This is a genomic window from Paucibacter sp. JuS9 (genome assembly GCF_044043925.2).
Classification (GTDB): domain Bacteria; phylum Pseudomonadota; class Gammaproteobacteria; order Burkholderiales; family Burkholderiaceae_C; genus JAUASW01.
The window spans coordinates 4,099,080-4,125,600 of record NZ_CP194172.1 but is presented as its reverse complement, the minus strand read 5'-3'; the positions used below and the strand labels follow the sequence as shown (position 1 = coordinate 4,125,600).

Sequence of the window (26,521 nt, the reverse complement as noted above, 5' to 3'; positions counted from 1 at the left end):
GGTACTCAGGCTGTTCTGGGGCACTGCAATTCGATTGCGAATCCGGGCTGCAGCGAGCGCGTGCCCATGCTGCCTCCCAGCTCATTCATCCGTTCGGCCATGCCCTTGAGCCCGTTGCCGGGCTGCAGGACGCGGGGGCCCTGGCCGTTGTCTTCAACGCTCACGCGCACTGCTTCAGCGCTCGGCGCCGACAAGCATATGCGGATTTCGCTGGCGTGCGAATGGCGGACGCTGTTGGTGACCGCCTCCTGTACGCAGCGCAGCAAGGCGTGCGCCGTTCTCGGGCCCAGGTCGCGGGCGGCTGGGGCAATATCCAGCTGGATGCGCGGATGGCTGATGCCGGCGGCCAGCGCCTCCAGCGCGCTGCTCAGGTCGATGCGCTGGGCATTGCGCTCGGCCGAGACGGCGGCGCGCACGTCCGCGAGCAGGGCCGCGGCGCCTTGCTGGGCCTTGGCCACGGCCTGGGCGGCGGCCGCTGCATCGTCGCGCTGCAAGAGGGCCGAGCCGACCTGCAAATGAAGGTTCAGGGCGGTGAGATGGTGGCCGACCACGTCGTGCAGCTCGCGCGCCATCAATTGGCGCTCGGCATAGCGCATCTGCTCGGCCTGCCACTGCTCGGCGCTCATGCGCTCGGCCAGCATGGCCTGCAGCCAGCGGCGCTTCTCGGTTTCTGCCGCCGCCATGCGGCCGAGGCCGAAAGCCAGGCCATGCAGGGCCACCAGGGCCATCAACTGAGACATGGCATTGACCCACACCGGCAGCTCGGAGCTGAGCAGCTCGGCCCGCTGGCTGTCGCTCGGCAGCACGAGGTAGAGCAGCAGGCCGATGCCGACCTGGCCGAGGCCGAAGATCAGCGCCTGGCGGCTGCGCAGTTGCACGGTGGCCAGGGCGGTCACGAGGAAGGGCAGGCCCGGCGTCACGGCCAGGGCGAGGGCGTTCAGGCCGATCAGGCCGGCCAGCGCATGGCGCGGCGGGGTGTCGCCGGCTTGCGCGGTCAGGCGCCAGCAGCCATAGGCGAACAGGGCCAGCAGCGTCAGGCAGGCGAGCAAGAGACCCAGGTCGTCGCTGGCACCGCCCAGGCGACGGTAGAGATTGGGCAGGATGCCGTCGTAGGCATCGGTGCGGCGGCCGGCCAGCGCGGCGCCGGCGGCAATCAGCTCGAGCAGGCAGATCGACAACGCAGCAATGCGCAGCACGACCCCGGGTCGGGCCATTTGCTGGAGCAGGCGTTCAATGCGGTCCACGGAGTTCCCGGCGAGCAAAAGGTGCGAAGCGTGCCAGAGCCGGGACTTTGATCACCGTGCCGATGGTCATGCGATCCCCCGACCCGGTGCCATCCGGCCCGTCAGGCCTCGGCGCCGACGATGACGCCGCCACCCAGGCAGACCTCGCCGTCATAGATCACGGCGCTCTGCCCTGGCGTCACCGCCCATTGCGGCTCGGGGAAGCGGAGCATGAAACGGTCCGGCGGCAGATCGGTGAACTGGCAGGCTGAATCGGCCTGGCGGTAGCGGCTCTTGGCGGCCAGGTCGACCTCAGTTGGCGCATGGCCGCTGCACCAGCGCAGGTCGTCGGCCACCAGCATCCGGCTTTGCAACCAGGGGTGGTCATGGCCCTGCACCACGATCAGCGTGTTGCTTTCCATGTCCTTGCGGGCCACGAACCAGGGCTCGTGCGCACCGCCGCCGCGCGGGCTGCCCTTCTCCTTCACGCCGCCAATGCCCAGGCCCTGGCGCTGGCCCAGCGTGTAGAAGGACAGGCCGACATGCTCTCCCAGCTTGCGGCCGCGGTCGTCCTTGATAGCGCCGGGCTTGTGCGCCAGATAGCGGTTCAGGAACTCGCGGAAAGGCCGCTCACCGATGAAGCAGATGCCGGTCGAGTCCTTCTTCTTCGCATTGGGCAGGCCGATTTCCTCGGCAATGCGGCGCACCTCGGTCTTCTTGAGCTCGCCAACCGGGAACATGGTCTTGGCCAGCTGCGCCTGGTTCAGGCGGTGCAGGAAGTAGCTCTGGTCCTTGGTGTGGTCCAGGCCCTTCAGCAACTGAACCTCACCATTGAACTCGCGGACTCTGGCGTAATGACCGGTCGCGATCTTTTCGGCGCCCAGGCGCATCGCATGGTCGAGAAAGGCCTTGAACTTGATCTCGGCATTGCACAGCACGTCGGGGTTGGGCGTGCGGCCGGCCTGGTACTCGCGCAGGAAGGCGGCGAACACGCGGTCCTTGTAGTCGGCGGCGAAGTTGACATGTTCGATCTCGATGCCGATCACGTCGGCCACGGCTGCCGCATCGACGAAATCGATGTTGGAGGAGCAGTACTCGCTGTCGTCGTCATCTTCCCAGTTCTTCATGAAGATACCGACCACCTCGTGGCCCTGCTGCTTCAGCAAATGGGCGGTGACGGCCGAATCGACGCCGCCGGACAGGCCGACGACCACGCGCTGCTTCTTGGGATTCCCGGAACTCATGGTGGCAATTGTCCCGCAAGCCCCAGGCCCGGCGCTGCCGTCAGGGCTTTGCCGGCTTGAACAGCTGGCGCACGGCGATCAGGGCGGCCGGGTGGTAGACCGTCATGTGCGTCTCGTCGGGCAGCGGCAGCAACTTCCAGTGGGCGGCCTTGGCCTGGGTCAGCAGCTCGGCAAAGCGCCTGGCCGGCTCAAGAATCGTCGGCTCGCTGCTGCTGGCCACGAGGAGCGCCGGCTTCACGCTGGCCGGGCGTGTCTTCAGCGTCTGGGCGGCCGTGGCGATCAGCCCTTCCTTGTTCCACCAGAGGCTGGGGTCGAGTGCGATATAGGTGTCGAACAGCGCCGGCTCCAGCACCCAGGTCTCGACGACGAAGAGCCCGGCCAGCGACTCGCCGATGATGGCCCGCTCCTGGGTCGTGCGGTAGCGCGCCTGCACCGCCGGCATCAGCTCCTCGCGGATGAATTGGCGAAAGGCCGCCGAGCCGCCGACGCGAGGCGCGATCTTGCGGTCCGAGGCCTGTTCGGTCGGGCCGGTCAGGTCGCGGCGACGCTCGGTGTTCTCGATGCCCACCAGGATGAAGGGCCGCATCGTCAGGTTGGCCGCCGAGACCTGCAAGAGCCCGGCCACATGCAGGAAGTCTTCCGCCAGGCCGCCGTCGGGCATGTAGAGCACCGGCCAGCGCTCCTTGGGTGCCTGGGCATAACCGGCCGGCAGGTAGACGTTGATGCGGCGGCTTTCGCCGACGGCCTGGGACTTGATGGTCAGCGTCTCGCCGATCACCAGCGGTTTGACTGCTTCATCGAAGCCAGCGGACCAGGCCGGGGAAAGGGCGACCAGCAGGCAGGTGCTGGCCAACAGTCGTCGCAGCTGATTCATCAGTGAGCGCTTCCAGTGAATTTGCGCGGCAGTGTAGAGCTCAGGACTTGACCAGCGGCGCATAGAGCGAAGCATCGACCCGGATCACGTCCAGCGGCAGGCACCGCCCGGCCGCATGGTCTTCGCAGCAGCGCAGCACCAGCGGGCTGCGGTGCCGCTCAGCGGTGGCGCGCAGCTCCTCCAGGCTCATCCACAGCGTGCGGACGATGCCCTGGTCCAGCACCCTGCCGGCGATCTCATCACCGGCGCGGCCACCGAAGGCCAGGCGCAGATAGGTCACATCCTCATGCCGGGCCGGCCGCACGAAGCGTGCCATGTAGGCGCCAAGAAAGAACTCCGGTGTGAATGGCCTGGCCGTTTCCTCCAGCGCCTCCCGCACCACCGCCTCCAGTGGCGACTCGCCTTCTTCCAGGTGCCCGGCCGGGTTGTTGAGCATCAGGCCTTCGGGCGTCTCCTCTTCGACCAGCAGGTAATGGCCGTCCCGCTCGATGACGGCGGCCACGGTGACCGAGGGCCGGAAGCGTTCGTGATTGGGCATCTGTGGCTTGCTCGCTTGTACGGGTGTCGGGTGTCATCCCTATTGTGTAAGCTCCGCGAAAGCAGCCGCTGGCCCGAACTCAGATTTTCCCCAGGAGGGATTCATGCAGATTGGTGTTCCGCGCGAAAGCGCGGCCGGAGAAACTCGCGTGGCCGTCACCCCAGAGACGGCCAAGAAGCTGGTGGCGCAAGGCCATGCCTTGCTCATCGAGAGCGGTGCAGGCGTCAGCGCCAGTGCCATCGACGAGGCCTATGTGGCCGCCGGCGCCCAGATCGTGGACCGTGCGGCCGCCCTCGGCGCCGAGCTGGTGCTGAAGGTGAAGAGCCCGAACGCGGAGGAGCTGGGCCTCATGAAGTCAGGCGCGGCCCTGGTCGGCATGCTGAACCCCTTCGACCGGCCGGGCCTGGAGGCCCTGGCAGGCGCCGGCCTCACGAGCTTCGCCCTGGAAGCCGCGCCCCGCACCACCCGGGCGCAGAGCATGGACGTGCTGTCCAGCCAGGCCAATATCGCCGGCTACAAGGCCGTGATGATCGCGGCCGACAAATACCAGCGCTTCTTCCCGATGCTGATGACGGCGGCCGGCACGGTGAAGGCCGCACGCGTGGTCGTGCTGGGCGTCGGCGTCGCCGGCCTGCAGGCCATTGCCACGGCCAAGCGCCTGGGCGCGGTGATCGAGGCCTCGGACGTGCGGCCCTCGGTCAAGGAACAGGTCGAGTCGCTGGGCGCCAAGTTCATCGACGTGTCGTACGACACCGAGGAAGAGAAGGAAGCCGCGCAGGGCTCGGGCGGCTACGCCAAACCGATGCCGCCCAGCTGGCTGGAACGCCAGAAGGTCGAGGTGGCCAAGCGCGTGGCGCAGGCCGACATCGTGATCACCACGGCCCTGATCCCCGGGCGCGCCGCCCCGGTGCTGGTGACCGAGGAGATGGTGAAGAGCATGAAGCCGGGCTCGGTGATCGTCGACATCGCCGCCCCGGCCGGCGGCAACTGCCCGCTGACCGAGGCCGGCACCACCGTGGTCAAGCATGGAGTGACCCTGGTCGGCGAGACCAACCTGGCCGCGCTCGTGGCGGCAGACGCCTCGGCGCTCTACGCCCGCAATGTGCTGGACTTTCTCAAGCTGGTGCTGCCAAAGGATGGCGGCTTCCAGGTTCCGATGGATGACGACATCGTCGCTGCCTGCCTGATGACGCAGGGTGGCACGGTCAAGAGGAGCTGAGAGCGATGGAACTGGTCTCCCCCCTGGTCACCAACCTGATCATCTTCGTGCTGGCCATCTACGTGGGCTACCACGTGGTCTGGACCGTCACGCCCGCCCTGCACACGCCGCTGATGGCGGTGACCAACGCGATCTCGGCCATCGTCATCGTCGGTGCCATGCTGGCGGCGGCCTTGACTGAAACCGATGCCGGCAAGTTCATGGGCACGCTGGCCGTGGCGCTGGCGGCGGTGAATGTGTTCGGCGGCTTTCTGGTCACGCGAAGAATGCTTGAGATGTTCAAGAAAAAGGCGCCGAAGAAGGAGGGCAAGTGATGAGCATGAACCTTGTCACCCTGCTCTACCTCGTTGCGAGCGTCTTCTTCATCCAGGCCTTGAAGGGCCTGTCGCATCCGACCACCTCGATCCGCGGCAACCTCTTCGGCATGGCCGGCATGTTGATCGCCACGGTCACCACGGCGGCCCTGATCGTCAAGCTGGCGCATGGCAACCTCTTCGGGCTGAGCTATGTGCTGGTCGGCCTCCTGATTGGTGGCGGCCTGGGCACCTACATGGCCAACAAGGTCGAGATGACCAAGATGCCCGAGCTGGTCGCGTTCATGCACAGCATGATCGGCCTGGCGGCGGTCTTCATCGCGAGCACGGCCGTGCTGGAGCCCAATGCCTTCGGCATTGCGCCCACGCGTGAGCTGATTCCCGGCGGCAACCGCATCGAGCTGGCCCTGGGCGCCTTCATCGGTGCCATCACCTTCAGCGGTTCGGTGATCGCCTTCGGCAAGCTCAGCGGCAAGTACAAGTTCCGCCTGTTCCAGGGCGCGCCCGTCACCTTCACCGGCCAGCATCCGCTGAACCTGGTGCTGGGCCTGGCCTCGGCTTTCTTCATCTTCGGCTTCTGGCATTCGGCCTCCTGGATGGACTTCGGCCTGGTGCTGGCGCTGGGCTTCCTGCTGGGTGTCCTGCTGATCATCCCGATCGGCGGCGCGGACATGCCTGTGGTGGTGTCAATGCTCAACAGCTATTCGGGCTGGGCGGCGGCGGGCATCGGCTTCTCGCTCAACAACTCCATGCTGATCATTGCCGGCTCGCTGGTCGGCTCGTCCGGCGCCATCCTCTCGTACATCATGTGCAAGGCGATGAACCGCTCGTTCTTCAATGTGATCCTGGGCGGCTTCGGCGGCGAGGCCGGTGGCCCGGCCTCAGGTAGCACGCAGCAGCGCAACGTGAAGAGCGGCAGCGCCGACGACGCAGCCTTCATCATGGGCAATGCGGAGAGCGTGATCATCGTCCCGGGCTATGGCCTGGCGGTGGCGCGCGCCCAGCATGCCGTGAAGGAGCTGGCCGCCAAGCTGACCGAAAAGGGCGTGACCGTGAAGTACGCCATCCATCCCGTGGCCGGCCGCATGCCGGGCCACATGAACGTGCTGCTGGCCGAGGCCGAAGTGCCTTACGACCAGGTGTTCGAGATGGAAGACATCAACGCCGAGTTCGGACAGGCCGATGTGGCCATCATCCTCGGCGCCAACGACGTGGTGAACCCGGCCGCCCACATCAAGGGCAGCCCGATCTACGGCATGCCCATCCTGGAGGCGTACAAGGCCAAGACCATCATCGTGAACAAGCGTTCGATGGCGGCTGGCTATGCAGGACTGGACAACGAGCTGTTCTACATGGACAAGACCATGATGGTCTTCGGCGACGCCAAGAAGGTGGTCGAGGACATGTTGAAGGCCGTGGAATAGCAAACCGGCGGCTGACCGGGTGGGCGCACAGCGCCCCCGGTTACCGCCCGATGACAGAAGGGTCAAGGCATCGGTGAGAATGCCGCCCGAACCCTGGAGACAAGGCAATGGAGAGCAAGACCTGGCTGCAGCATTACCCGGCCGGCGTGAGCGCCGAGATCAATGCTGATCAGTACCCGTCCCTCGTGGACCTGATGGAGGCGGCATTCCGGAAGTACCCGGAACGCCAGGCCTACACCATGATGGGCCGCGGCATCAGCTTCGGCCAGCTTGACCTGGAAGCGAAGGCGCTGGCCGCCTACCTGCAGAGCCTGGGCCTGGAGAAGGGCGACCGGGTCGCCCTGATGATGCCCAATGTGATGCAGTACCCGGTGGCCGTGGCCGCCGTGCTGCGCGCGGGCTTCGTGGTGGTCAACGTCAATCCGCTCTACACGCCGCGCGAGCTGGAGCATCAGCTCAAGGACAGCGGCGCCAAGGCCATCGTCATCCTGGAGAACTTCGCGGCCACCTTGCAGCAGGTCATGCAGAACGTGCCGACCAAGCATGTGGTGCTGGCCTCGATGGGCGACCTGCTCGGCTTTGCCAAGGGCATGATCGTCAACTACGTCGTGCGCAAGGTGAAGAAGCTGGTGCCCGAGTTCGAGCTGCCCAGCGCGGTGCGCTACAAGGACGCTGTTTCGCGCGGCCGGGCCCTGAGCTACAAGGCGCCCAAGGTCTTGCCGACCGACATCGCCGTCCTGCAATACACCGGCGGCACCACGGGCGTCTCCAAGGGCGCCGTGCTGCTGCACCGCAACCTGGTGGCCAATGTGATGCAGGCCGAGGCCTGGTACCAGCCGGCCTTGAAGAAGGTGCCGGCGAGCGACCAGCTGGTCAGCGTCTGCGCGCTGCCGCTGTATCACATCTTCGGTTTCACCACGAACATGATGCTGTCCATGCATGTGGGCGGCAGCAACATCCTGATCCCGAACCCGCGCGACCTGCCGGCGGTGTTCACCGAGCTGTCCAAGCACCGATTCAACAGCCTGCCGGCCGTGAACACGCTGTTCATGGCCATGGCCAACCATCCACAGTTCAACACGGTGGACTGGAGCCATCTGGTGATCTCGGTCGGCGGCGGCATGGCCGTTCAGCAGGCCACGGCCAAGCTCTGGCTCGAGAAGACCGGTTGCCCGATCTGCGAGGGCTACGGCCTCTCTGAAACCTCGCCGGTGGCGGCCTGCAACCCGACCGACAGCGAGGCCTACACCGGCACCATCGGCCTGCCGCTGCCGAGCACCGAGCTCAAGCTGCTGGACGACGACGGCCAAGAGGTGGCCCCCGGCCAGGCGGGCGAGATCGCCATCCGTGGCCCGCAGGTCATGGCGGGCTACTGGCAGCGCCCGGACGAAACCGCCAAGGTCATGACGGCCGACGGCTTCTTCCGCACCGGCGACGTCGGTGTCAAAGATGAGCGCGGCTACTTCAAGATCGTGGACCGAAAGAAGGACATGATCCTGGTCAGCGGCTTCAACGTCTATCCGAACGAGGTCGAGGATGTGCTGACGCAGATGCCCGGCGTGCTCGAGGCTGCGGCCGTGGGCGTGCCGGACGCGAAAGCGGGCGAGGCGGTCAAGGTGGTGATCGTCAAGAAGGACCCGAACCTCACGGAGGCCGATGTGCGCGCCTATTGCGAGGCCAACATGACCGGCTACAAGCGGCCCAAGATCGTCGAGTTCCGCACCGAGCTGCCCAAGACACCGGTCGGCAAGATCCTGCGCCGCGAGCTGCGCGACAAGTCCTGATCGCCCATGCCGGGCTGGCGCTGAGCCGAGGACCTCACTCCCCGTCGCAGGCGATCTTGCGAAACGCGAAGTCGATGCCGCGCAACTGCCCGTTGCGCAGGCCTTCGATGCGGGCCTGCATCTGCAAGCCCTCGCGCTTGTAGCTGATGCGCTGCGGGAAGTCGTGCCCGGTGTTCTCGAACAGCACCGATTGCGACCCCTGCTCCTTCAAGCCGAAGGCCGTGGGTGGCCGGCCCTGCGGCTGGGCGATGAAGTCCAGCTTGCCCTGGGCATTCGGTCGGATCTGCAGGAACTCGAACTCGGCCAGCTTGCCGCGGCGCAGCGTGCGTGACATGCCCATCATCTGCCCGGCGGCCGGCGCCATCCATTGCTCGGCCGAGCCCGCTTCGGCGCCCTCGAGCTTCCAGCAACCGGCCATCCAGGCGGGCGGCGCGGCGGCCTCCTGGGCTTGAGCAGTGGTCATGACCAAGAGGCAGAGAAAACTCACAAGAGGCAGGGCTGGGCGCATGAAAAACTCCGCGTTGAGTGCGGGACAATTCAACCATGCCTCCCCGCTTCTTTGTTGATCTTGCGCTCGCCGGCCAGACCGAATTGAGCCTGCCGCCCGGCGCTGCCCGCCATGTCCAGGTCCTGCGCCTGCAGCCCGGCTCCGCCCTCACCCTGTTCGACGGCTCGGGCTTCGAATGGCAGGCCGAGGTGCTGACCATGGGCCGCAGCGAGGTGACGGTGCACCTGCAGTCGCAGCAGCTCGTCCAGCGCGAGCTGGCGAACGCGGTGACGCTGGCCGTGGTGATGCCGGCCAACGACCGCATGGACGGCATCGTGGAAAAGGCCACCGAGCTGGGTGCCGCCAGCGTGCAGCCCTTGATGAGCGAGCGCTCGGTGCTGCGACTGAATGGGGAGCGGGCCGAGAAGAAGCAGGCCCATTGGCAAGGCGTGGCGGTTGCAGCGGCCGAGCAGAGCGGCCGCTGCAAGGTCACGCGCATCGCGCCGGTGCAGACGCTGGCTGCCTGGCTTGCGTCGCTGGCCGAGCCCACAGCCGATCAACGCCGCTGGCTCCTGAGCCCCACGGCGGCCGAGCCGCTCTCGCGCTTGAACAGCCAGGCGGCTGACCAGACGCTGGTCCTCAGTGGCCCGGAAGGTGGCTTGAGCCCGGCTGAAGAAGCAGCGGCGCGGGCCAGGGGCTTTGTGGCGGCGCAGCTGGGCCCGCGCATCCTGCGTGCCGACACCGCGCCATTGGCCGTGCTGGGCTGGCTGGCCTTGAGCGAACGCTGAGCGTTCAGCCGGCCACGAGCTTTGGATCGCCCGCTTCGACGTTGAAGCGGGCGGCCAGGCTGACCGTGGGCTCCAGCGTGGCAATGCTGTTGATCGTCATGAAACTGGTCTGCACTTGCTTGGGTGTCACTTCCACCACCGCATAGCCGCATTTACCCGCCTGCGCGAACTGCGCGTGCGGATTGGCGGCCTTGATGTCCGCGATCATCTTCGGGAAGAAGGAACTCATGGTGATGCCCGTCACGACGAACTCGCTGGCCACCGTCTGACGGGCAGACTCGCCACTGCCACCGGGCACGTTGCACGCCCAGTTCTCATGCAGGTCGCCGCCGATGAAGACCGGCCCTGCCACGTCCTGGCCCACGAGGCTGGCGATCAGGCGTTCGCGCGCCGCCGGGTAGCCGTCCCAGCCATCGTTCCAGACCCGCTGCTTGCCCAGCACCGGGATCTTGCGCGGCGAGAACATCGTTGTCTGCAGGAGCAGGTTCCAGGCCTGGCCTTCGCCGCGCCGCTGCTTCGCCAGGCCGGCGTGCAGCCAGGCTTCCTGCTCGGCACCCAGCATCGTGCGCTTGGGGTCCAGCATGGCGTCGCAGACCGGCGTTTCGATCATGCCGCCCACACCTGAGCAGGCTTGTGCGTCGCGGTACTGGCGGCAGTCCAGCAGGTGCATTGAAGCCAGCTGGCCCCATTGCGCACGGCCGTAGATGCGCAGCTCTTCGCCGTCCTGCGTCAGCCCTTGCATGCCGCGCACCAGGCTGGCCAGGCGAAGCGGCATGTGCTCGTAGTAAGCCTGGTAGGCCGCGCGGCGCTGGCGTGCCTCGGTGCCAGGGGCGAGGCCACGCGCCGGGCTGCCGGCGTAGTCGTTCAGTACCTCGTGGTCGTCCCAGATCAGGAGCCAGGGCAGGGCCGCATGCGCCTCCTGCAGCGCCTGCTCGCGTTTGTGGGTTTCGTAGTGCAGGCGGTAGCCGTCCAGCGTGCGGGCCGGCTCCAGGCCGCGCGGCAGGATGGCCGAGGGCCAGGCACCGGAGTCGTAGATGTAGTCGCCAAGAAAGGTCATGGCGTCCAGGTTCTCTTCCAGCATGCGCGAGTAGGCGCCGAAGTAGCCGTTGGCCAGGCGCTGGCAGGAGGCGACGCCAAGGCGCAATCGCTGCACCGGTTCATCCGGCGCGGGCAGGGTGCGCGTGCGGCCCGTGGGGCTGACCGCGCCACCAACCAGGAATCGATAGTGGTAGTGCCGGCCGGGCTCCAGGCCTTCGACTTCCACATGCACGCTGTGCGCCAACTGAGGCAGTGCCTGCGCTGTGCCGGTGCGTACGAGCTTGCTGAACGAGGCGTCGTCGGCCAGCTCCCAGCGCACGTCCAGCGGCGCATCGCCCCAGGGGTTGCGCAAGGTGTTGAGCGGCAGCAGGCGCGTCCACAGCACGATGCCGGTGGCACTGGGCATGCCGCTGGCGACGCCGAGCTGGAAGGGGTCGACCTCCAACAGCGGCGCTGCCTTGCTGAGGGAGCCCCATTGGCCGAGGCTCGCTGCCGTGGCCATGCGCAACCAATCACGTCGATTCATCACCATACCTCCGCTGCAGCAGCATAGCGGTGGATTGGCGGTGCCAGGGCGTTCGGGCGCTCGGGGTCAGGTCTCGCGCTTCTCGCGTGCCGAGCCCTTGACCAGGTCGAAGCGGAACAGCCGGCACTCGATCGGGCCGTTCCACATCGGGAAGCGGCGCGATTCCTTCAGGCGCATCTTGTTTGGCAGCTTCATGTCGGGGCTGAGCATCCAGGCCGTCCAGCCCGATTCCTCGCTCGTGTAGCCGCGCTTCCAGTGCGAGGCCAGGCGCGGGAAGAACTCGTCGTCGGCATCTCTTTGCTCCGAGCCCGAGGCATCGCGGACCGCGGCCGCCTTGCCGCGCACTTCGATCCGCTCGCCATAGGGCGGGTTCATCATCAGGGTGCCGGGCATGTTCTCGGGCAGCGCCGGTGCCGGGCGCTCCAGCGCATCGCCGCCATTGAACTGGATGTACTGGGCCACGCCGGCTCGTTCGGCATTGCGCCGCGAGAAGTCGACCATGCGGAAGGCCACGTCGCTGGCGAAGATCGGCACAGCCGGCGGATGGACGCGGGCCTGCGCCGCACGCTTCATCTCGGACCAGCGGTTCTGCAGCGGCGCGAACGGCAGTTGGCGCTCGAAGGCAAAGCGGCGGTTGATGCCGGGTGCGATGCCGCAGGCAATCTGTGCCGCTTCGATGGGGATGGTGCCGGAGCCGCAGCAGGGGTCGTGCAGGGCACCGCCAGTCTCAGGCGTGCCGCGCCAGCCGGCAGCGGCCAGCATGGCGGCGGCCAGGGTTTCCTTCAGGGGGGCATCGCCCTTGTCCAGGCGCCAGCCGCGCTTGAACAGCGGCTGGCCTGAGGTGTCCACATAGAGTGCGGCTCGCTCCTCGCCAAGGTGCAGGACGACCGGGAAATCGGGGTCGTGCGTATCGACGCTCGGACGCTCGCCGAACTCCTCACGCAGCTGGTCGCAGATCGCGTCCTTGATGCGCAGCGTGGCGAAGTTCAGGCTCTTCAGGGGCGAGCGGTGGGCGGTGGTGTCGATCTTGATGGTTTCGCGCGGCGTGATCCAGCGGGTCCAGTCGACCTTCAGCGCCAGCGCGTAGAGATCGTCCTCATGGCGGTAGCCGCCCTCGATCAGCTCGACCAGCACGCGCTGCGCCAGGCGGCTCTCGAGGTTGATTGCCAGCACCGCCTCGTACGGCGCCTTGTGCAGCGCCACGCCACCGCGCAAGGCCTCGGTGTGAACCTTGGGCACGATGGTGCGCAGCTCTGCTTCCAGCAGCGCTTCAACGCCGCCGGGGCAGGAGACGAACAGATCGAGGGTTTCGGGGCGGGACATCGGCAGGGCCTGGCTTCTTGGGAAACAGGCGCCGATTGTCCCCCAGGCTTACCGTTTGGGCTGGGGCTTCAGGATCGCGTCGGCCCGTGCCCGGTCTTCAGGCTGCAGGAGCGGCTCGATGGCGCCCAGCGCTGCGGCTGCCTGTTCATGCCCCGAAGCCTGGGCCAGCGTGAACCAGGCATAGGCCGTGCCCAGGTCCTTGGGCCCGCCCTCGGCGCGGCTGAGCATCACGCCCAGATTGAACATGGCCTCGGCCTGTCCGCGCGTGGCGGCGGCCTGGAAGAGCTTGCGGGCCGTGGCCATGTCCTGCGCGATCAGCTGGCCGTTGTAGAAGTAGGTGGCCAGCGCGTTCTGCGCGTCGGCATGCCCCTTCAGCGCGGCTTCCTTGTAGAAGACCAGGGCGCGGCCCTGGTCCAGCGGCAGGCCAACGCCCAGGTCGTACATGCGGGCCGCGGTGTAGGTCGCTTCCACATGGCCGGCTTTCGCGGCCTCGAGGAACCAGGCGCCGGCACGCTGCGGGTCGCGCGGCACGCCGTCGCTTCCGTCGCGGTAGAGCCGGGCCAGCTCGTACGCGGCCGGCGCATGGCCTTGCTCGGCGGCCTGCTTGAAGAGTTCAAGGGCCTGGCGGCCGCTTTTCTCGCCGCCATAGCCGATCAAGGCGGCCTGGCCCAGCAGATGGGCCGCAGGCATGAAGCCGAAATCCAGCGCCTTGGCATACCAGCGGCGGGCCTCGGACGGGTCTCGTCTCGTGCCCTGGCCGGTCATGTGGATCTTGGCCAGCATCATTGCGGCGTCCACCCGCACCGTCAGCTGATCCGGCGAGCGCGGATCGAAACGCATCCGGTCGGCCACCGGGTCGAAGCGGCCATCGGTGATCTTGCGAAACCAGGCCAACGCCTGCTTCGTGTCCTTCGCTGTCCCCAGGCCCAGCAGATGGAGGCGGCCCAGCATCATGGCCGCCTCCTCGTAGCCGAGTTTGTCCCAGGCCTGCTCGAAATGCTTGCGCGCGCTGGCGAAGTCCTCGGCCTCGAAGGCATCGAAGGCCTGGCTCAGCGACTTGTCCTTGCGGGCGATCCAGTTGCGGCCGGCGGCGAAGGCGCGGTCGGACTTGGAGCAGCCGACCGTGGGCGCGTTCGGGTCAGGGACGGCTTCTTCCGCTGCCGCAATCGCGCTGCCCGGCATGCTGGTCGCAGCCGAGCCTTCTGGCGCGGTGTCGCGCAGGCGCTCGGCTTCGTTGGACGGGCTGTCCTGCAGGCCGAAGTCGCGCATGTAGGCCAGCGTCACCGAGTCTTCGCTGGCCTTGTAGCTGCTCATGAAGGCGCAGGAGGACGCGTAGTTGCGCGACAGCAGCTTGCTCTTGGCCGCGGTGACGATCGCCGGGTCGACACCGCCATTGCGGCTGCCGCTGACCTGCACTGGCGAAAGCTCCTTCTTGCCGCCGTCCTGGGCCAGCGCCGAAAGCGGCCCGGCCAGGATCAGCAGCACAGCGAGGCGGGTTCGCCTCACTGCAGGCTCCGGATGTTGAAGCCCACCATGAAGCGGCGGCCGGTGTAGGCATCGCTGTAGACGCTCGGGATGCCGCCGCTGTATTCCTCGTAGCCGCCGGTGTTGGTCTGCGTGCGCTGGCCGGTCAGGTTGCGGCCCTCGAGGAAGATCTCGACGCCGTTCTTGAACTTGTAGGCCATCTTGGCGTCGATGAAGCGGGTGCGGCTGCTCCAGATCGGCACGCCCGGGTTGTAGGGCAGGCGCCAGTTGTAGGTGCCTTCGGACGGATAGTTGTTGACGTTCAGGGTCGAGTTGGTGCCGCAGGGCTGGTAGCAGACATAGCGAGGTGCCACGACCTGCAGCGCCACGCGGGCGGAGAAGCCACCGTCGTCATACCAGAGCGAGGCGTTGTACGAATACTTCGGCTCGCCGACGATGGGCTGCTCCTGGCCGGTGATCAGGTCCAGCGTGGGCACAGCCTGCTTGGAGCGGACCCGCGTGTAGTTGGCATCCAGGCCGGTGAAGCGCAACACCGAGGGCAGGAAGGTGAAGGCGGTCTTCATGCCCAGTTCCAGGCCCCGGCGCGTGGACGGCTGCTGGTTGTCCCATTGGTTGAAGGCGAACTCCAGCTCCGACAGCGGCTTGCCGGTGACCGGATCGATGGTGTCGGTGCCTTCGAAGACCTTGACGTTGGTGCGCGGCACGACCCGCGTCGGCGCGCCTACCAGGCCGCGGTGCTTGAAGACGGCGGCGGTGAGCATGGTGTCCTTGCTGACGTACCACTCCATCGCGATGTTCTGGTTGATATTGGTCCAGGGCTTCAGGCCCGGGTTGCCCATGGTGCCGGTGCAGTTCTGGTCGGCGTCGCTGCCGTCGCTTTCGTTGGCCCAGTCCTCGCGGCGCTCGTCGTAGATGCAGGTGCCCGAGGGCAGGAGGAAGCTGTAGGCCGGGCGGGCAATGGTCTTGGCGCCGCTGTAGCGCAGCACGGCCTTCTCGGGCACGACCCACAGCGCCAGGTTCAGCGAAGGCATCACGTCCGTCGTCGATTTCTGGATCGAGGTGTTCTTGCGATAGGTGGTCGAGACAATACCGCCCGCCGCATCGGGGGTGAGCGGGTCATAGGTCGCCGTCTTCTTGCGCGAGATGAAGGTCAGGTAGCCGGTGCCGGTGACGTCGGTCTTGACCGCACGCACGCCGACATTGCCGGCCAGCTCCATGCCGAAGGGCAGCTTCCAGTCGGTGAAGGGCACGCGGTCCAGCTCGAAGTCCGTCATCAGGTAGGCGGCATTGGCCTTCTCCTGGAAGCGCGAGAACGGCTGCTCGTAGACCTTGCCATCGCTGGCCTTGCAGGTCACCACGCAGTTGAGGTTGATAGGGATGCCGGCACCCTGGAACAGCTTGTCCACATCGATCTGGTTCCAGCCATTGATCAGCGTCGGCGAGCGGCCGCTGGCGCCGGCATAGAACTGGCCGGCCGGTGCCACCGACAGCACGTTCTGCACGAGCGCCTGGTACTGGGCCTGCGTCATAACGGTCTGGCCGTTCTGCGGCGTGGCCGGGTTGTTGCTCGGGTTGAAGCCGTAGGCGCAGGGCTGGCCGCCCACGGCGAGCGAGCCGGCGGTGTTCTCGCAGCCGACGATGGAGCTGCGCACATTGACCGTCGGCAGGTAGATGCCGGCCACATAGCCGGGCTGGCCGAAGGTGCCCAGCGGCTCCTGGATCGTGGCACCGCCCAGGCCCCAGAACTTGCCCGAGGTGTTGCGCAGGTTGATGCCGCCCTGCACCGAGTTCATGAAGGGCAGCTTGTCCTGCAGGTCATAGGTGAGGTCGAGCTTGCCGGTCTTCTCCGAGGTCTCGCTCTTGAAGATGCGGCTGATCAGGACATTGGTCGTCGGGGTGACCAGCGGCTTCTGGGCCGCGGTGTAGGCCGGCACGGCCACGGTGTTGGTCGCCGAGACCGGCACGGCTGCGCTGGCCAGTTGCGGCGAGAGCACGGCGTACTTGGCGAAGTTCAGCTGGTCGTTGCTGCTGCCGGGTGGCAGCGCGAAGCTCCAGGAGCCATCGGGCTGCACGGCGAAGGTGGACTCGCCGTACTGATAGCCGAAGGACGCACGGCGGTCGTAGCGGAACATGCTCGAGTCGGCCTTGCCCCCCATGAAGACGGCCTTCAGGCGGCCGTTGCGGTACTCGCCACCGGTCTGCAGATACTTCGAATCCGTCTCGATCTTGCTGAAGATCATGTCGGTGTTGTAGTAGCTGTCGGTGGTGGTGTAGCTCGTCACGTGGTGCGAGTCATCCACCGTGTAGCCGGGCTTGATGTTCACCGTCGCGCCCTGGGCCAGCGGCGCACCGGCGCGGTAGCTGTAGGTCGTCGGCATCAGGGTGTAGGGGTAGGCCAGGCCGGTGCCCAGCGAGCGCACGCCAGCGGCCGAGTCGACGAAGGTGCCGGCCGTGTTGTAGGTCGGCGTGCCACCCACCGAGAAGTTGCCCACCACGTCGGCCACCTTGCGCTGGTTGGACGCGTACTTGCCGTAGATGTTCAATTCATCGCTGACCTTGAAATCCAGGCGGATGTCGCCGCCGTGGCGACGGTCGTCCTGGCCGCGCACATAGGAGCGGATCAGCGCCGGCGTGTAGTCGTTCCACTGGTTCAGGCAGCTCAGCTGTTCGTTGTTGCGCTGGTTGATGGCCAGCGTGCGCGCCGTGCTGCCGTTGATCGCGCTGGTCTGCGCCGTGGTGAGATTGGGGAAGGCAGTGAAGCAGTCGGCCTTGCTCTGCGCAGCGGCCGATTTGGTGATCAGCTCCAGCGGCGTGGCTGCATTGAAGGTGCCGCCGGCCGTCAGCGGCGAGGCCAGGAACGTGGCGTTGACCGTCGGGTCGGTCTTGGAGACCGTGGCCGGGTTGAAGGCAAAGGTCTTCTCCGGCGAGTTGTCGAAGTCCGCCTGGCGCAACAGGCCTTGCAGGCCGTTGACGCCGCCATTGCTCTGCTGATGGCTCTCGCTGTTGTAGTTGGACTTGTTCAGGTTGACCAGCACGCCCAGACGCTTGTCCAGGAACTTGTCGGCCAGCACCAGGTTCAGGTTGGGCGTGGTCTTCCTGTTCAGGGAGCTCTCGGTGGCGGCCACGCGCAGCGAGTAATAGGGCTTCTTGAAGTCCAGGCCGGTCCGCGTGTTGATGATGATGCTGCCGCCGAGCGAGCCTTCGGTCATCGCGGCGGTCGAACCCTTGACCACGTCCACGCTCTTGATCAGGTCCGACGAAAGCTCGCGGAACTCGACACCGCGGCCACCGCCACCACCCAGCAGGTCGGTGCCGCCACCAGCCTGCACGGCCTGGCCATCCATCTCCACACGCGTGAGATCGGCGCCGGTGCCGCGCACCGAGACGCTCACGCCTTCGCCGAAGTCGCCGCGGTCCAGCGCCACACCGGCAATGCGCGAGATCGCTTCGCCGATATTGCGGTCAGGGAAGGCACCGACGTCTTCCGCCACGACCGAGTCGGTGGCCGTGGCCGCGCGCTTCTTGCGGTCGATGCTGGACTGCTGCGAGAGCCGCGTGCCGATCACCAGCACCGAGCTCAGCTCGGCCGTGGCCTTCGCTGCCGGCTTCTTGTCATCCTTGCTGTCCTTGGCCTGTTCACCGCCTTGCGCCGCTTCGGCCGCGGGCTTGGCCGGCGCTACGGGCGTCGTGCTCGCTTGAGCCATCGCGGCCTCGCTGGCCATCAGCGTGAGGGCCATGGAAACGGCCAGGGCCAGGCCATCCGGCCGCAAGGCCAGTTTCGAAATCTTGTTCACAAGCTGTCTCCGTCACCGGGCTTGGCCGGCACTTTTTGTCATTGACTGGTGTTCACCGCAAGCGCCCCGAGGCTTCACGAGGCGGCGATCTACAAGCCTGCTTGCAAGGCCCGGATGAGGCCCGCCTGCGCTTGTGAGGAGTCCAGCTTATGAGGACGGGTCCGAATCGATGTATGACGCTTGTGCGTCGAACTATCGGAATTTTGAATAGCGGATGAATCGGCCGGGAAGCAAGGTTTCCGGTCACCCACTTTGCGGGTTATCCCGGGCGGATTCAGGGCGCATCAATCAACGCCTTGATCGTTTGTGCCGGCGCTGTTGCGGTGCGGCGACTGACGCGGCAAAGTCCTAGCAAGTCGCTGGGTCATGCGTTGGCAGCGCGCTGCGCGGCAGGCATTCAGGGCCCCGTTCAGACCCCCGCTCAGACCCCAGGTCAGAGTCGCGTCAAAGCGCCTTGCGCAGATTGGCCGGCGCAATTTTCAGCGCCTCGCGGTACTTGGCCACCGTGCGCCGCGCCACCTGGATGCCCTGCTCTTCCAGCATGTCGGACAAGGCGCTGTCGGACAGCGGCTTGTTGTTGTCTTCGGCGTCGACGAACTGCTTGATCAGCGCGCGCACCGCCGTGCTGGAGGCATTGCCGCCGGCATCGGTGTTGAGGCCGGACCCGAAGAAGTACTTCAGCTCGAAGGTGCCATGCGGCGTGGCCATGTACTTGGCCGTGGTCACGCGCGAGATGGTCGATTCATGCAGGCCCAGCTCGTCGGCTATTTCTCTGAGCACCAGCGGCTTCATCGCCAGCGCCCCATGCTGGAAGAAGCCCTTCTGCCGCTCGACGATGGCCTGCGAGACACGCAGGATGGTGTCGAAGCGCTGCTGGATGTTCTTGATGAACCAGCGCGCCTCCTGCAATTGGCCGCCCAGCGCGCTGTTGCTGATGCCGCCGCGCGTGGCGCGCAGCGCATTGGCATAGAGCTCGTTGATGCGCAGCTTGGGCGCGACCTCGGGGTTGAGCATCACACGGAATCCGCGGCCGCTCTTGCTGACGATCACGTCCGGCACCACGGCCGCCGCCTCGCCTGGCGCAAACGGCCGGCCCGGCTTGGGCTCCAGTGTCTGGATCAGCGTCTGCGCCTCGCGCAGCAGCTGTTCGTCGGCGCCGGTGAGTGCCATCAGCTTCTTGCTGTCGCGCCGGGCCAGCAGCTCCAGGTGGTTCTTGCAGATCAGGATGGCCACCACCTGCACCTGGCTGCGCGGCCGCGTGCGCAGTTGCAGGAGCAGGCATTCGGAGAGGTCCCGGGCGCCGACACCGGTGGGCTCCATGCTCTGCAGCCAGCGCAAGGCCACCTGCAGGCGTTCCAGCAATTCCTCGAGTGCCTCGGGGTCGTCTTCACCGGCGAGCGAGGCGGCGATCTCTTCCAGCGGGTCGGCCAGGTAGCCGTCGTCGTTCAGCGATTCGATCAGCACCAGGAGCGCGGCGCGGTCTTCGCTGCTGAAAGACATGCCGGCCATCTGCTGTTGCAGATGCTGCTGCAGGCTGATGGACGGCGCCTCGGTCTCGGGCCTTTCTCCGTCTTCGCTGCTGGAGCTGGCGCTGCCGGGCAGCTCGCGGATGCCGTCGAAGTCGTCGCCCTCGGTGCCGTTTTCCCAGTCTTCGCGCTCGGTGGTGCCGAAGTCCTCGGCCTTGATCTCGCTCGCGGCCTCACCATCGCCTGAAGGTGCCGAGTCGGGTTCGTCGGACGCGTTGCCGCGGACTTCGCTGAGCTCGGGTGCGGTGACCGCGCTGCCGAATTCCTCGTCGGTCTCGAGCAGCGGGTTCTGCGCCAGCATCTGCTCCACTTCCTGGTGCAGCTCCAGTGTGGAGAGCTGCAGCAGCCGGATCGACTGCTGCAACTGGGGCGTCAGCGCCAGATGCTGACTGAGCCGTACCTGCAGGGTGGGTTTCATCTCAGCGCAGCCCCAGCAGCCTACATTTTGAAGTGTTCGCCGAGGTACACCTTGCGCACGTCGGCGTTGGCCACCAGCTCGTCGGGCGTGCCTTCGGCCAGCACCTCGCCCTCGCTGATGATGTAGGCGCGGTCGCAGATGCCCAGGGTCTCGCGCACGTTGTGATCGGTGATCAGCACACCGATGCCGCGCGCCTTCAGGAAGCCGATGATGCGTTGGATCTCGAGCACGGCGATCGGGTCCACGCCGGCAAAGGGCTCGTCCAGGAGGATGAAGCGCGGCTGCGTGGCCAGGGCGCGGGCAATCTCGACCCGGCGGCGCTCGCCGCCCGAGAGCGCGGGTGCAGGGCTGTCGCGCAGCTTCTCGATCGAGAGCTCGTGCAGGAGGCTGTCCAGCATCTCGTTGATGCGGGTCTTGGTCCAGGGCTTGCCGTTCTCGTCCTGCTGCAGCTCCAGCACGGCGCGGATGTTTTCCTCGACGGTGAGCTTGCGGAAGATCGAAGCCTCCTGCGGCAGATAGGACAGCCCGAGGCGCGAGCGGCGGTGGATGGGCAGGCGCTCCAGCGCCTCGCCATCGAGCCGGATCTCGCCGGCGTCCGCCCGCACCAGGCCGACGATCATGTAGAAGCTGGTGGTCTTGCCGGCACCGTTGGGACCCAGGAGGCCCACGACTTCACCGCTGTCCACGGCCAGGTGCACGTTCTTGACCACGCGGCGCACGCCGTAGGTCTTCTGCAGTCCGTCGGCCTCAAGCCGGCTCGGGCGGCCCGGTGCCGCCGCTGCGCTGTCGATGCCGCTCATGAGGGCTTGCGAGGCGTGGTTTGCAGCGTGGTGCTGGGCTGCAGTTGGGTCGGTGCGCTGCTTGCGGACGGCAATGCCTCGGGCGCACTGGCTGCGCGCGGCATCAACACCATGCGGCCGCGGCCGTTGGGGCTGCGCTCGACATTGCCGCCGCTGGTCTTGAAGAGTTCGCTGCGGTTGTCATAGGCGATCTCGCCACCGGTGGTCTCCCCCGTGACGAGGCCGTTGCGCAGTTGGCGAAGCACCGCATTGCCGACGAAGCGGACGGTTTCCTTGCGGCTGTCGTATTCGATCTGGTCGGCCCTGCCTTCGATCACCTCGCCCGGCGTGTCACGGCCCTGGCTGAAGCTCACCTGCTTGTCGCCGTCCGAAGTGGCCGAGGCCTGGAAGAAGCCGTCGGGGGTTTCCTTGATCACCACCTTGCCGGCCTTCAGCAGCAGGCTGCCCTGGCTCAGGATCACGTTGCCGGTGAGCTCGGTCAGCTGGTTGGCGATCTCGACCCGACCGCCTTCGTCATAGCTGATGTTCATCGGCTTGTAGCGGTCGCCCTTTTCGGCGCCCGCCGGCGCAGCGGCCAGCAAGGCGAGGGCGCTCAGCAGCAGCGAGGAGGAAAGATGGGCAGGGCGCATGGTGGGTGGGCGGCACAAAACTTGCAGGCCATTCTAGGCCCAGCCCACCCCCGGGCCGCTGGCAATTACGTCACGGCTTTGAGCTGCGCGCGCGCTGGATCAGGCTGTTGGCGACCTGCAGCGCGCGCATGCCCTGTTCCTGTTCGGTCATGCCACGTTCGCCCACCATCGAGGGCGAGGTCCAGAAGCGGCCGCCGATGGCGATCGCCGGCACGCCGTCCATGTTGTAGGCCTCGAACAGCTTGTTGGCCTGCAACAGCTTGCTCTCGATGCCGAAGGAGTTGTACATCGCGGTGAACTTGGCGGTGTCCAGGCCCATCTTGGTGGCCAGCGCGATGATGGCCTTGTCGTCGTCCAGCTCCAGGCGCTGCTGGTGGAAGGCGGCGAAGACGCGCTGGTGGTATTCCTCGGCCTTGCCCAGGCCGTCAAGCGCGTAGAACAGCTTCTGGTGCGGCTTGATATTGGGGCGGAAGCCGACATGCACGCGGCGGAACACCACGTCGGGGGGCAGCTGCTTGACCCATTCCTGCAGCATCGGCTCCAGCGCATAGCAATGCGGGCAGCCGTACCAGAAGAACTCGGTGACCTCGATCTTGCCCGGCGTCGTGGGCAGCGGGCTGGCGAGGCGCTTGAAATGCTTGCCCTCGATGGGGCCGCCCTGTGCCTGGGCGAGGCCGGCGCTGCCAAGTGCCAGGGCCGAGAGTCCGAGAGCGGAGAAGTCGCGACGATTCATGAATCAGCTACCTGTGAACTGCGAATAGGGGATGCAACGGCCGGGATCGTAGAACAGCTGACCGATCAGCGCTGGACACGCACCAGATTGGCGTCAACGCCGGCGGTTTCCAGCTTCTTCTGAAGGCCTTCGGCGTCCTCGCGCGCATCCAGCGGGCCGATGCGGACCCGGTACACGGTGCGGCCCGATTGTTCGAATTCGTAAATCCTGGCGCTGTGGCCGAGCAGGGCCAGCTTGGCGCGCTGGGCTTCGGCGTCGTCATTCTTCAGATAGGCGCCGGCCTGAACGAAGTAGATCGATGGGTCGGCCGCGGGGGCCTTGGCATCCACCTTGGCCTCAGCCTTGCCGGCCTTGCTGGCGGCGGGTGCCGGCGCTGGCGCTGGCGCGGGTGCTGCGGCCGGTGCCGTGGTTACGGGCGCGGGCGCGGGCGCTGGGCTTGCGCTCGAAGGGGCTTGAGCAGGTGCCGCCGGCTTCACTTCGCCGCCGCTGACCACGCCGCTCGCGGCCTTGGCGTTCTTGCCGGCCAGCGGTGCGTTCGGGTCCCAGTTCTTGTTGCGTTCGGCCTCTTCGGCGTCCTGCTCGGCGGTGCGTTGCGGCACCTTGTTGACGAAGGGAATCGGCGTCTTGTTGATGTAGAGCGCCACGCCCAGGGCAACAGCCAGGCCGATCAAGAGGCCGACGATCAGGCCGAGGACGAAGCCTCCGCGCTCGCTGCTGCCGCCACCGCCACCACCACCGCCCTGACCTTTGCTCATGCAGACTCCGTCGTTGCTTGTTCACCACGAGACATTGCTTCCGGCGCGCTGACACCCAGCACCGTCAGCGCATTGCGCAGCACCTGGCGCGTGGCCGCCAGCAGGGCCACCCGCGCACGGGTCAACTCTGCAGCCTGGCCCAGCACGCGTTCGGCCGCATAGTAGCTGTGGAAGGCACCGGCCAGATCGCGCAGGTAGAAGGCCACGTCATGCGGCGCCAGGCCGGCCGCGGCGCTGCTGAGCATGCGCGGATAGTCGGCCAGCTTGAGCATCAAGGCGGCCTCGGTCGGGGCAGTCAGCAGGGCCAGATCGGCACCGTTGAGCGCGGCCTCGTCGCCGCTCTCTTCATCGACCCAGCGGCGGATGATGGAGCAGATGCGCGCATGGGCGTACTGCACGTAGAACACCGGGTTCTCGTCGTTCTGCTGCAGGGCCAGGTCGACGTCGAAGATGAACTCGGTGTCGGCCTTGCGGCTGATCAGGAAGAAGCGCACGGCATCGCGGCTCGTCCAGTCGATCAGGTCGCGCAGCGTCACGTAGGAGCCGGCGCGCTTGGAGATCTTGACCTCCTCGCCGCCCTTCATCACCGTGACCATCTTGTGCAGCACGTAGTCCGGGAACCCTTGCGGAATGCCCAGGCCCTGCGCCTGCAGGCCGCCGCGCACACGGGCGATGGTGCCGTGGTGGTCGGTGCCCTGGATGTTGATGCACTTGGTGTAGCCGCGCTGGAACTTGTTGACGTGGTAGGCCACGTCCGGCACGAAGTAGGTGAAGCCGCCTTCACTCTTGCGCATCACCCGGTCCTTGTCGTCGCCGTAATCGGTCGACTTGAACCACAGCGCGCCGCCTTCCTCGTAGGTCTTGCCGGCGGCGATCATGCGCTCGACAGCCTTCTCCAGCTGGCCACCGGCGTAGACGCTGGACTCGAGGAAGTAGTTGTCGAACTTCAGACCGAAGGCCTGCAGGTCCAGGTCTTGCTCGTGGCGCAGATAGGCCACGGCGAACTGGCGGATGCCGTCCAGGTCGTTCACGTCGCCCGAGGCGGTGAACTCTCGGTCGTCTGCCTTGACGGTCTTCCTGGCCAGGAAGTCGTCAGCGATGTCCTGGATGTAGTCGCCGTTGTAGGCAGCCTCGGGCCAGCCTGCATCGCCCGGCTTCAGGCCTTTCAGGCGGTTCTGCGTCGACGAGCCCAGCGTGGCGATCTGCACGCCAGCGTCGTTGTAATAGAACTCGCGGGTGACCTGGCAGCCTTGGGTCTCGAACAGGTGGCAGATCGAATCGCCCAGCGCGGCCTGGCGGGCATGGCCCACATGCAGCGGGCCGGTCGGGTTGGCCGAGACGAACTCCACCATCACGTGGGTATCGTTGGCCTGCTGGGTGCCAAAAGCTGCGCCAGCGCCCAGCACCTCGGCCACCACGGCCTGCTTGGCGGCGGGCTTCAGGCGGATGTTGATGAAGCCGGGGCCGGCGATCTCCAGGCCCTCGACCCAGCGCTGGAAAGCAGGCTTGGCCTGCAGGGCGGCGATCAGCTGTTCGGCCAGCGCGCGCGGGTTGGTCTTGAGCGCCTTGGCCATCTGCATGGCGACGGTACAGGCGAAATCGCCATGGCTGGCTTGCTTGGGGGACTCGAATGCGGCGGCCAGGTCGGCGCCGGGGTTCAGTTCCTGGATGGCTTCGCCCAGGGCGGCGAGCAGTTCCTGCTTGGCTTGAATCATGGGCCGAATTCTACGGGTCCATGCTTATGATGGCCGCATGAGCAGCACGGAGACCGGCAGCCCCTTGGCCTCGATTGGCAGTACGACAGCCGACCTGCCTGCCTATGTCGGCAAGTACCGCGTGCTGCGCCGGCTCGGCGAAGGCGCCACCAGCGACGTCTATCTGGCCATGGACGGCTTCAATGGCAAGGAGGTGGCGATCAAGCGCGTGCGCTCCTGGGCGCTGGGCGCTGACGACATCGAAGGCCAGATCAGCAACCGCTTCTTCGCCGCCGAGGCCGCGCTGGCCGGCCGGCTGCAGCATCCGAACGTGGTGCAGATCCTCGACGCCGTGCCCGACCCCGACTCGCCCTATCTGGTGATGGAGTACGTGCCCGGCGTCACGCTGAAGAACTTCTGCCGCAGCGACCGGCTCTTGCCGCTGGACCAGATCGTCGAGCTCGGTTTCAAGTGCGCGATGGCGCTGGACTATGTGTTCCGCCAAGGCCTGATCCACCGGGACGTGAAGCCCGCCAACCTGCTGGCGGTGCTGGATGCGCAGGGCCAGGTCACCGATGTGAAGGTCAGTGACTTCGGCTCGGCGCTGAACCTGATGTCGGACAAGACGCAGGTCCACCGCGTCGGCTCGCTCGCCTACATGCCGCCCGAGCAGGTGGAGGGCGGCGACGTCGATTGCCGCGCCGACATCTATGCGCTGGGCGCCGTGCTCTACCACCTGATTGCGGGCCGCCCGCCCTTTGACGCGCCCAACCAGATGGCGCTGATGCACCAGATCTACCACCAGCAGCCGGCCTCGCTGGCCGACCTGCGTGGCGGCGTGACGCCGGAGCTGGAGGCGGTGATAGCGCGGGCGCTGGCCAAGCACCCGGAGGAGCGCTATCCGGACTGGGGCAGCTTTGCGCGTGCCTTGTCCGAGCTGGTGGCCAAGCAATTGGTGCCGCTGGCGCGGCTCTACGAGGTGCGCGACTCCGAGCGTTTCAACATGCTGCGCGACCTGGAGTTCTTCGCCGACTTCGGCGACGTGGAGCTCTGGGAGGTGGTGCACCGGGCGCGCTGGCGCCGCTATCCGCTGGACCATGCGCTTTACAGGCGAGGCCAGGAGGGCAATACCTTCCACATCATTGCCCAGGGCGCGGTGGATGTGTTCCGCGATGGCAACAAGGTGGTGACGCTGGGCCAGGGCACCTCGGTCGGCGAGATGGCCTACCTCGCGCCCAACCCCGACCTGCGCCGCCACAGCACCGACATCCGCGTGAGCGATGTCTGCACCACGATTTCGTTCACGCCCGAGTCGCTGGGCCTGCTGAGCCCCGAATGCCAGCATCGCTTCGACCGCGCCTTCATCCAGGTGCTGGTGCGGCGCCTGCATGCGGCACATGAGCAGCTGTCACATCCGCGGCGGATCATGTAGTTCAGTTCCTTTCCTGTTGTCCCTTGTTGTCCAGAAAGAGGTAGTTGTGATGAAGAAGTCCCTGCTGTCCCTGATCCTTGTCCTGTCGGCCGCCTTGGCGGGGCCCGCCTGGGCTGCCGATGCAGCTTCCGCCTGTGATGCCAAGGCGGCCGAGAAGAAACTGGCCGGCGCCGCCAAGACCAGCTTCCTGAAGAAATGCGTGGCGGACGCCGGTGGCGGCGGTGATGCCGCATCGGCCTGTGACGCCAAGGCAGCCGAGAAGAAATTGGCCGGCGCAGCCAAGGCCAGCTTCACGAAGAAATGCGTGGCCGATGCAGGCGGCGCCGCGACCGCCGGCCCGGAAGCGGCCTGCGAGGCCAAGGCCGCCGCCAGCAAGCTGCACGGCGCTGCCAAGAACAGCTTCACCAAGAAGTGCGTGGCCGACGCTGGCGCTGGCGCCAAGTAAGCACCTCCTGAATGCCGGCACCGCCCGA

The 26,521-nt window shown here is 66.7% G+C and carries 22 protein-coding genes; 7 read left to right on the top strand and 15 right to left on the bottom strand.

All coding sequences use genetic code 11. The features are described from left to right. Window positions 1-5: 5 nt before the first annotated feature. From ABT392_RS18325 to ABT392_RS18310, 4 genes are all read right to left on the bottom strand, one after another. Window positions 6-1,214 carry a sensor histidine kinase gene (locus ABT392_RS18325; RefSeq protein ID WP_334279563.1) on the bottom strand — a complete coding sequence of 403 codons (1,209 nt, stop codon included), beginning with the start codon at window positions 1,212-1,214 and terminating at the stop codon, window positions 6-8. A 131-nt stretch (window positions 1,215-1,345) separates the two neighbouring features. Continuing rightward, complete coding sequence (mnmA, locus tag ABT392_RS18320; RefSeq protein ID WP_395384999.1) at window positions 1,346-2,467, bottom strand: tRNA 2-thiouridine(34) synthase MnmA; 1,122 nt, start codon at window positions 2,465-2,467, stop codon at window positions 1,346-1,348. A gap of 40 nt (window positions 2,468-2,507) precedes the next feature. Next, the gene (locus tag ABT392_RS18315; protein ID WP_334279561.1) at window positions 2,508-3,341 is read right to left on the bottom strand and encodes an alpha/beta hydrolase; all 834 of its coding nucleotides are present in this window, start codon (window positions 3,339-3,341) and stop codon (window positions 2,508-2,510) included. Window positions 3,342-3,381: 40 nt separating this feature from the next. After that, complete coding sequence (locus tag ABT392_RS18310; protein ID WP_334279560.1) at window positions 3,382-3,879, bottom strand: NUDIX hydrolase; 498 nt, start codon at window positions 3,877-3,879, stop codon at window positions 3,382-3,384. Between the two features lie 103 nt (window positions 3,880-3,982). Here ABT392_RS18310 and ABT392_RS18305 point away from each other — a divergent pair, with 103 nt between their 5' ends. From ABT392_RS18305 to ABT392_RS18290, 4 genes are all read left to right on the top strand, one after another. Next, window positions 3,983-5,098, top strand: coding sequence for a Re/Si-specific NAD(P)(+) transhydrogenase subunit alpha (locus ABT392_RS18305; RefSeq protein WP_334279559.1), 1,116 nt, complete (start codon window positions 3,983-3,985; stop codon window positions 5,096-5,098). A gap of 5 nt (window positions 5,099-5,103) precedes the next feature. Beyond that, window positions 5,104-5,412, top strand: a complete 309-nt coding sequence (locus ABT392_RS18300) for an NAD(P) transhydrogenase subunit alpha part 2 (protein WP_334279558.1) — start codon at window positions 5,104-5,106, stop codon at window positions 5,410-5,412. Beyond that, the gene (locus tag ABT392_RS18295; protein WP_334279557.1) at window positions 5,412-6,836 is read left to right on the top strand and encodes an NAD(P)(+) transhydrogenase (Re/Si-specific) subunit beta; all 1,425 of its coding nucleotides are present in this window, start codon (window positions 5,412-5,414) and stop codon (window positions 6,834-6,836) included. Before ABT392_RS18300 ends, ABT392_RS18295 begins: the two co-directional genes overlap by 1 nt. A 107-nt stretch (window positions 6,837-6,943) precedes the next feature. After that, the gene (locus tag ABT392_RS18290; protein ID WP_395385000.1) at window positions 6,944-8,620 is read left to right on the top strand and encodes a long-chain-fatty-acid--CoA ligase; all 1,677 of its coding nucleotides are present in this window, start codon (window positions 6,944-6,946) and stop codon (window positions 8,618-8,620) included. Window positions 8,621-8,654: 34 nt separating this feature from the next. Here ABT392_RS18290 and ABT392_RS18285 read toward each other — a convergent pair whose 3' ends face one another. Continuing rightward, window positions 8,655-9,083 carry a DUF6265 family protein gene (locus ABT392_RS18285; protein ID WP_395385001.1) on the bottom strand — a complete coding sequence of 143 codons (429 nt, stop codon included), beginning with the start codon at window positions 9,081-9,083 and terminating at the stop codon, window positions 8,655-8,657. An 80-nt stretch (window positions 9,084-9,163) separates the two neighbouring features. On the opposite strand from ABT392_RS18285, the gene ABT392_RS18280 reads away from it, so the two are divergent. Further along, complete coding sequence (locus tag ABT392_RS18280) at window positions 9,164-9,895, top strand: 16S rRNA (uracil(1498)-N(3))-methyltransferase (RefSeq protein ID WP_395385002.1); 732 nt, start codon at window positions 9,164-9,166, stop codon at window positions 9,893-9,895. A 4-nt stretch (window positions 9,896-9,899) separates the two neighbouring features. Here the strand turns inward: ABT392_RS18280 and ABT392_RS18275 are convergent, their stop codons facing one another. The 10 genes from ABT392_RS18275 to argS all read right to left on the bottom strand — a co-directional run bounded on the left by ABT392_RS18275 (window position 9,900) and on the right by argS (window position 24,637). Next, entirely contained in the window at window positions 9,900-11,459 is a 1,560-nt protein-coding gene (locus ABT392_RS18275) for an alkaline phosphatase D family protein (RefSeq protein WP_395385003.1), read from the bottom strand. Window positions 11,460-11,525: 66 nt separating this feature from the next. Further along, window positions 11,526-12,782, bottom strand: coding sequence for a THUMP domain-containing class I SAM-dependent RNA methyltransferase (locus ABT392_RS18270; RefSeq protein WP_334279552.1), 1,257 nt, complete (start codon window positions 12,780-12,782; stop codon window positions 11,526-11,528). Between the two features lie 48 nt (window positions 12,783-12,830). Continuing rightward, window positions 12,831-14,288 carry a tetratricopeptide repeat protein gene (locus tag ABT392_RS18265; RefSeq protein WP_395385004.1) on the bottom strand — a complete coding sequence of 486 codons (1,458 nt, stop codon included), beginning with the start codon at window positions 14,286-14,288 and terminating at the stop codon, window positions 12,831-12,833. Next, on the bottom strand, window positions 14,285-18,061 hold the full coding sequence (locus ABT392_RS18260) for a TonB-dependent receptor (protein WP_395385005.1): 3,777 nt from the start codon (window positions 18,059-18,061) through the stop codon (window positions 14,285-14,287). The genes ABT392_RS18265 and ABT392_RS18260 overlap by 4 nt, the downstream gene beginning before the upstream one ends. Before the next feature lie 444 nt (window positions 18,062-18,505). Beyond that, window positions 18,506-20,005 (bottom strand): RNA polymerase factor sigma-54, encoded by a 1,500-nt coding sequence (locus ABT392_RS18255; RefSeq protein WP_334279549.1) that lies wholly within the window; start codon window positions 20,003-20,005, stop codon window positions 18,506-18,508. A 20-nt stretch (window positions 20,006-20,025) separates the two neighbouring features. Next, window positions 20,026-20,805 (bottom strand): LPS export ABC transporter ATP-binding protein, encoded by a 780-nt coding sequence (gene lptB / locus ABT392_RS18250; RefSeq protein ID WP_395385006.1) that lies wholly within the window; start codon window positions 20,803-20,805, stop codon window positions 20,026-20,028. Next, a complete protein-coding gene (lptA, locus tag ABT392_RS18245) occupies window positions 20,802-21,434 on the bottom strand; it encodes a lipopolysaccharide transport periplasmic protein LptA (protein ID WP_334279547.1) in 633 nt (210 codons plus the stop codon). The genes lptB and lptA overlap by 4 nt, the downstream gene beginning before the upstream one ends. A 70-nt stretch (window positions 21,435-21,504) precedes the next feature. Beyond that, a complete protein-coding gene (locus tag ABT392_RS18240; protein ID WP_334279546.1) occupies window positions 21,505-22,167 on the bottom strand; it encodes a thiol:disulfide interchange protein DsbA/DsbL in 663 nt (220 codons plus the stop codon). Window positions 22,168-22,232: 65 nt separating this feature from the next. Beyond that, window positions 22,233-22,922, bottom strand: a complete 690-nt coding sequence (locus ABT392_RS18235; protein ID WP_395385007.1) for an SPOR domain-containing protein — start codon at window positions 22,920-22,922, stop codon at window positions 22,233-22,235. Further along, the gene (gene argS / locus ABT392_RS18230; RefSeq protein ID WP_395385008.1) at window positions 22,919-24,637 is read right to left on the bottom strand and encodes an arginine--tRNA ligase; all 1,719 of its coding nucleotides are present in this window, start codon (window positions 24,635-24,637) and stop codon (window positions 22,919-22,921) included. The genes ABT392_RS18235 and argS overlap by 4 nt, the downstream gene beginning before the upstream one ends. A gap of 37 nt (window positions 24,638-24,674) precedes the next feature. On the opposite strand from argS, the gene ABT392_RS18225 reads away from it, so the two are divergent. Together ABT392_RS18225 and ABT392_RS18220 are read left to right on the top strand one after the other, a co-directional pair. Continuing rightward, on the top strand, window positions 24,675-26,048 hold the full coding sequence (locus tag ABT392_RS18225; RefSeq protein WP_334279543.1) for a serine/threonine-protein kinase: 1,374 nt from the start codon (window positions 24,675-24,677) through the stop codon (window positions 26,046-26,048). A 49-nt stretch (window positions 26,049-26,097) separates the two neighbouring features. Continuing rightward, entirely contained in the window at window positions 26,098-26,493 is a 396-nt protein-coding gene (locus ABT392_RS18220) for a hypothetical protein (protein ID WP_395385009.1), read from the top strand. Window positions 26,494-26,521 lie beyond the last annotated feature (28 nt).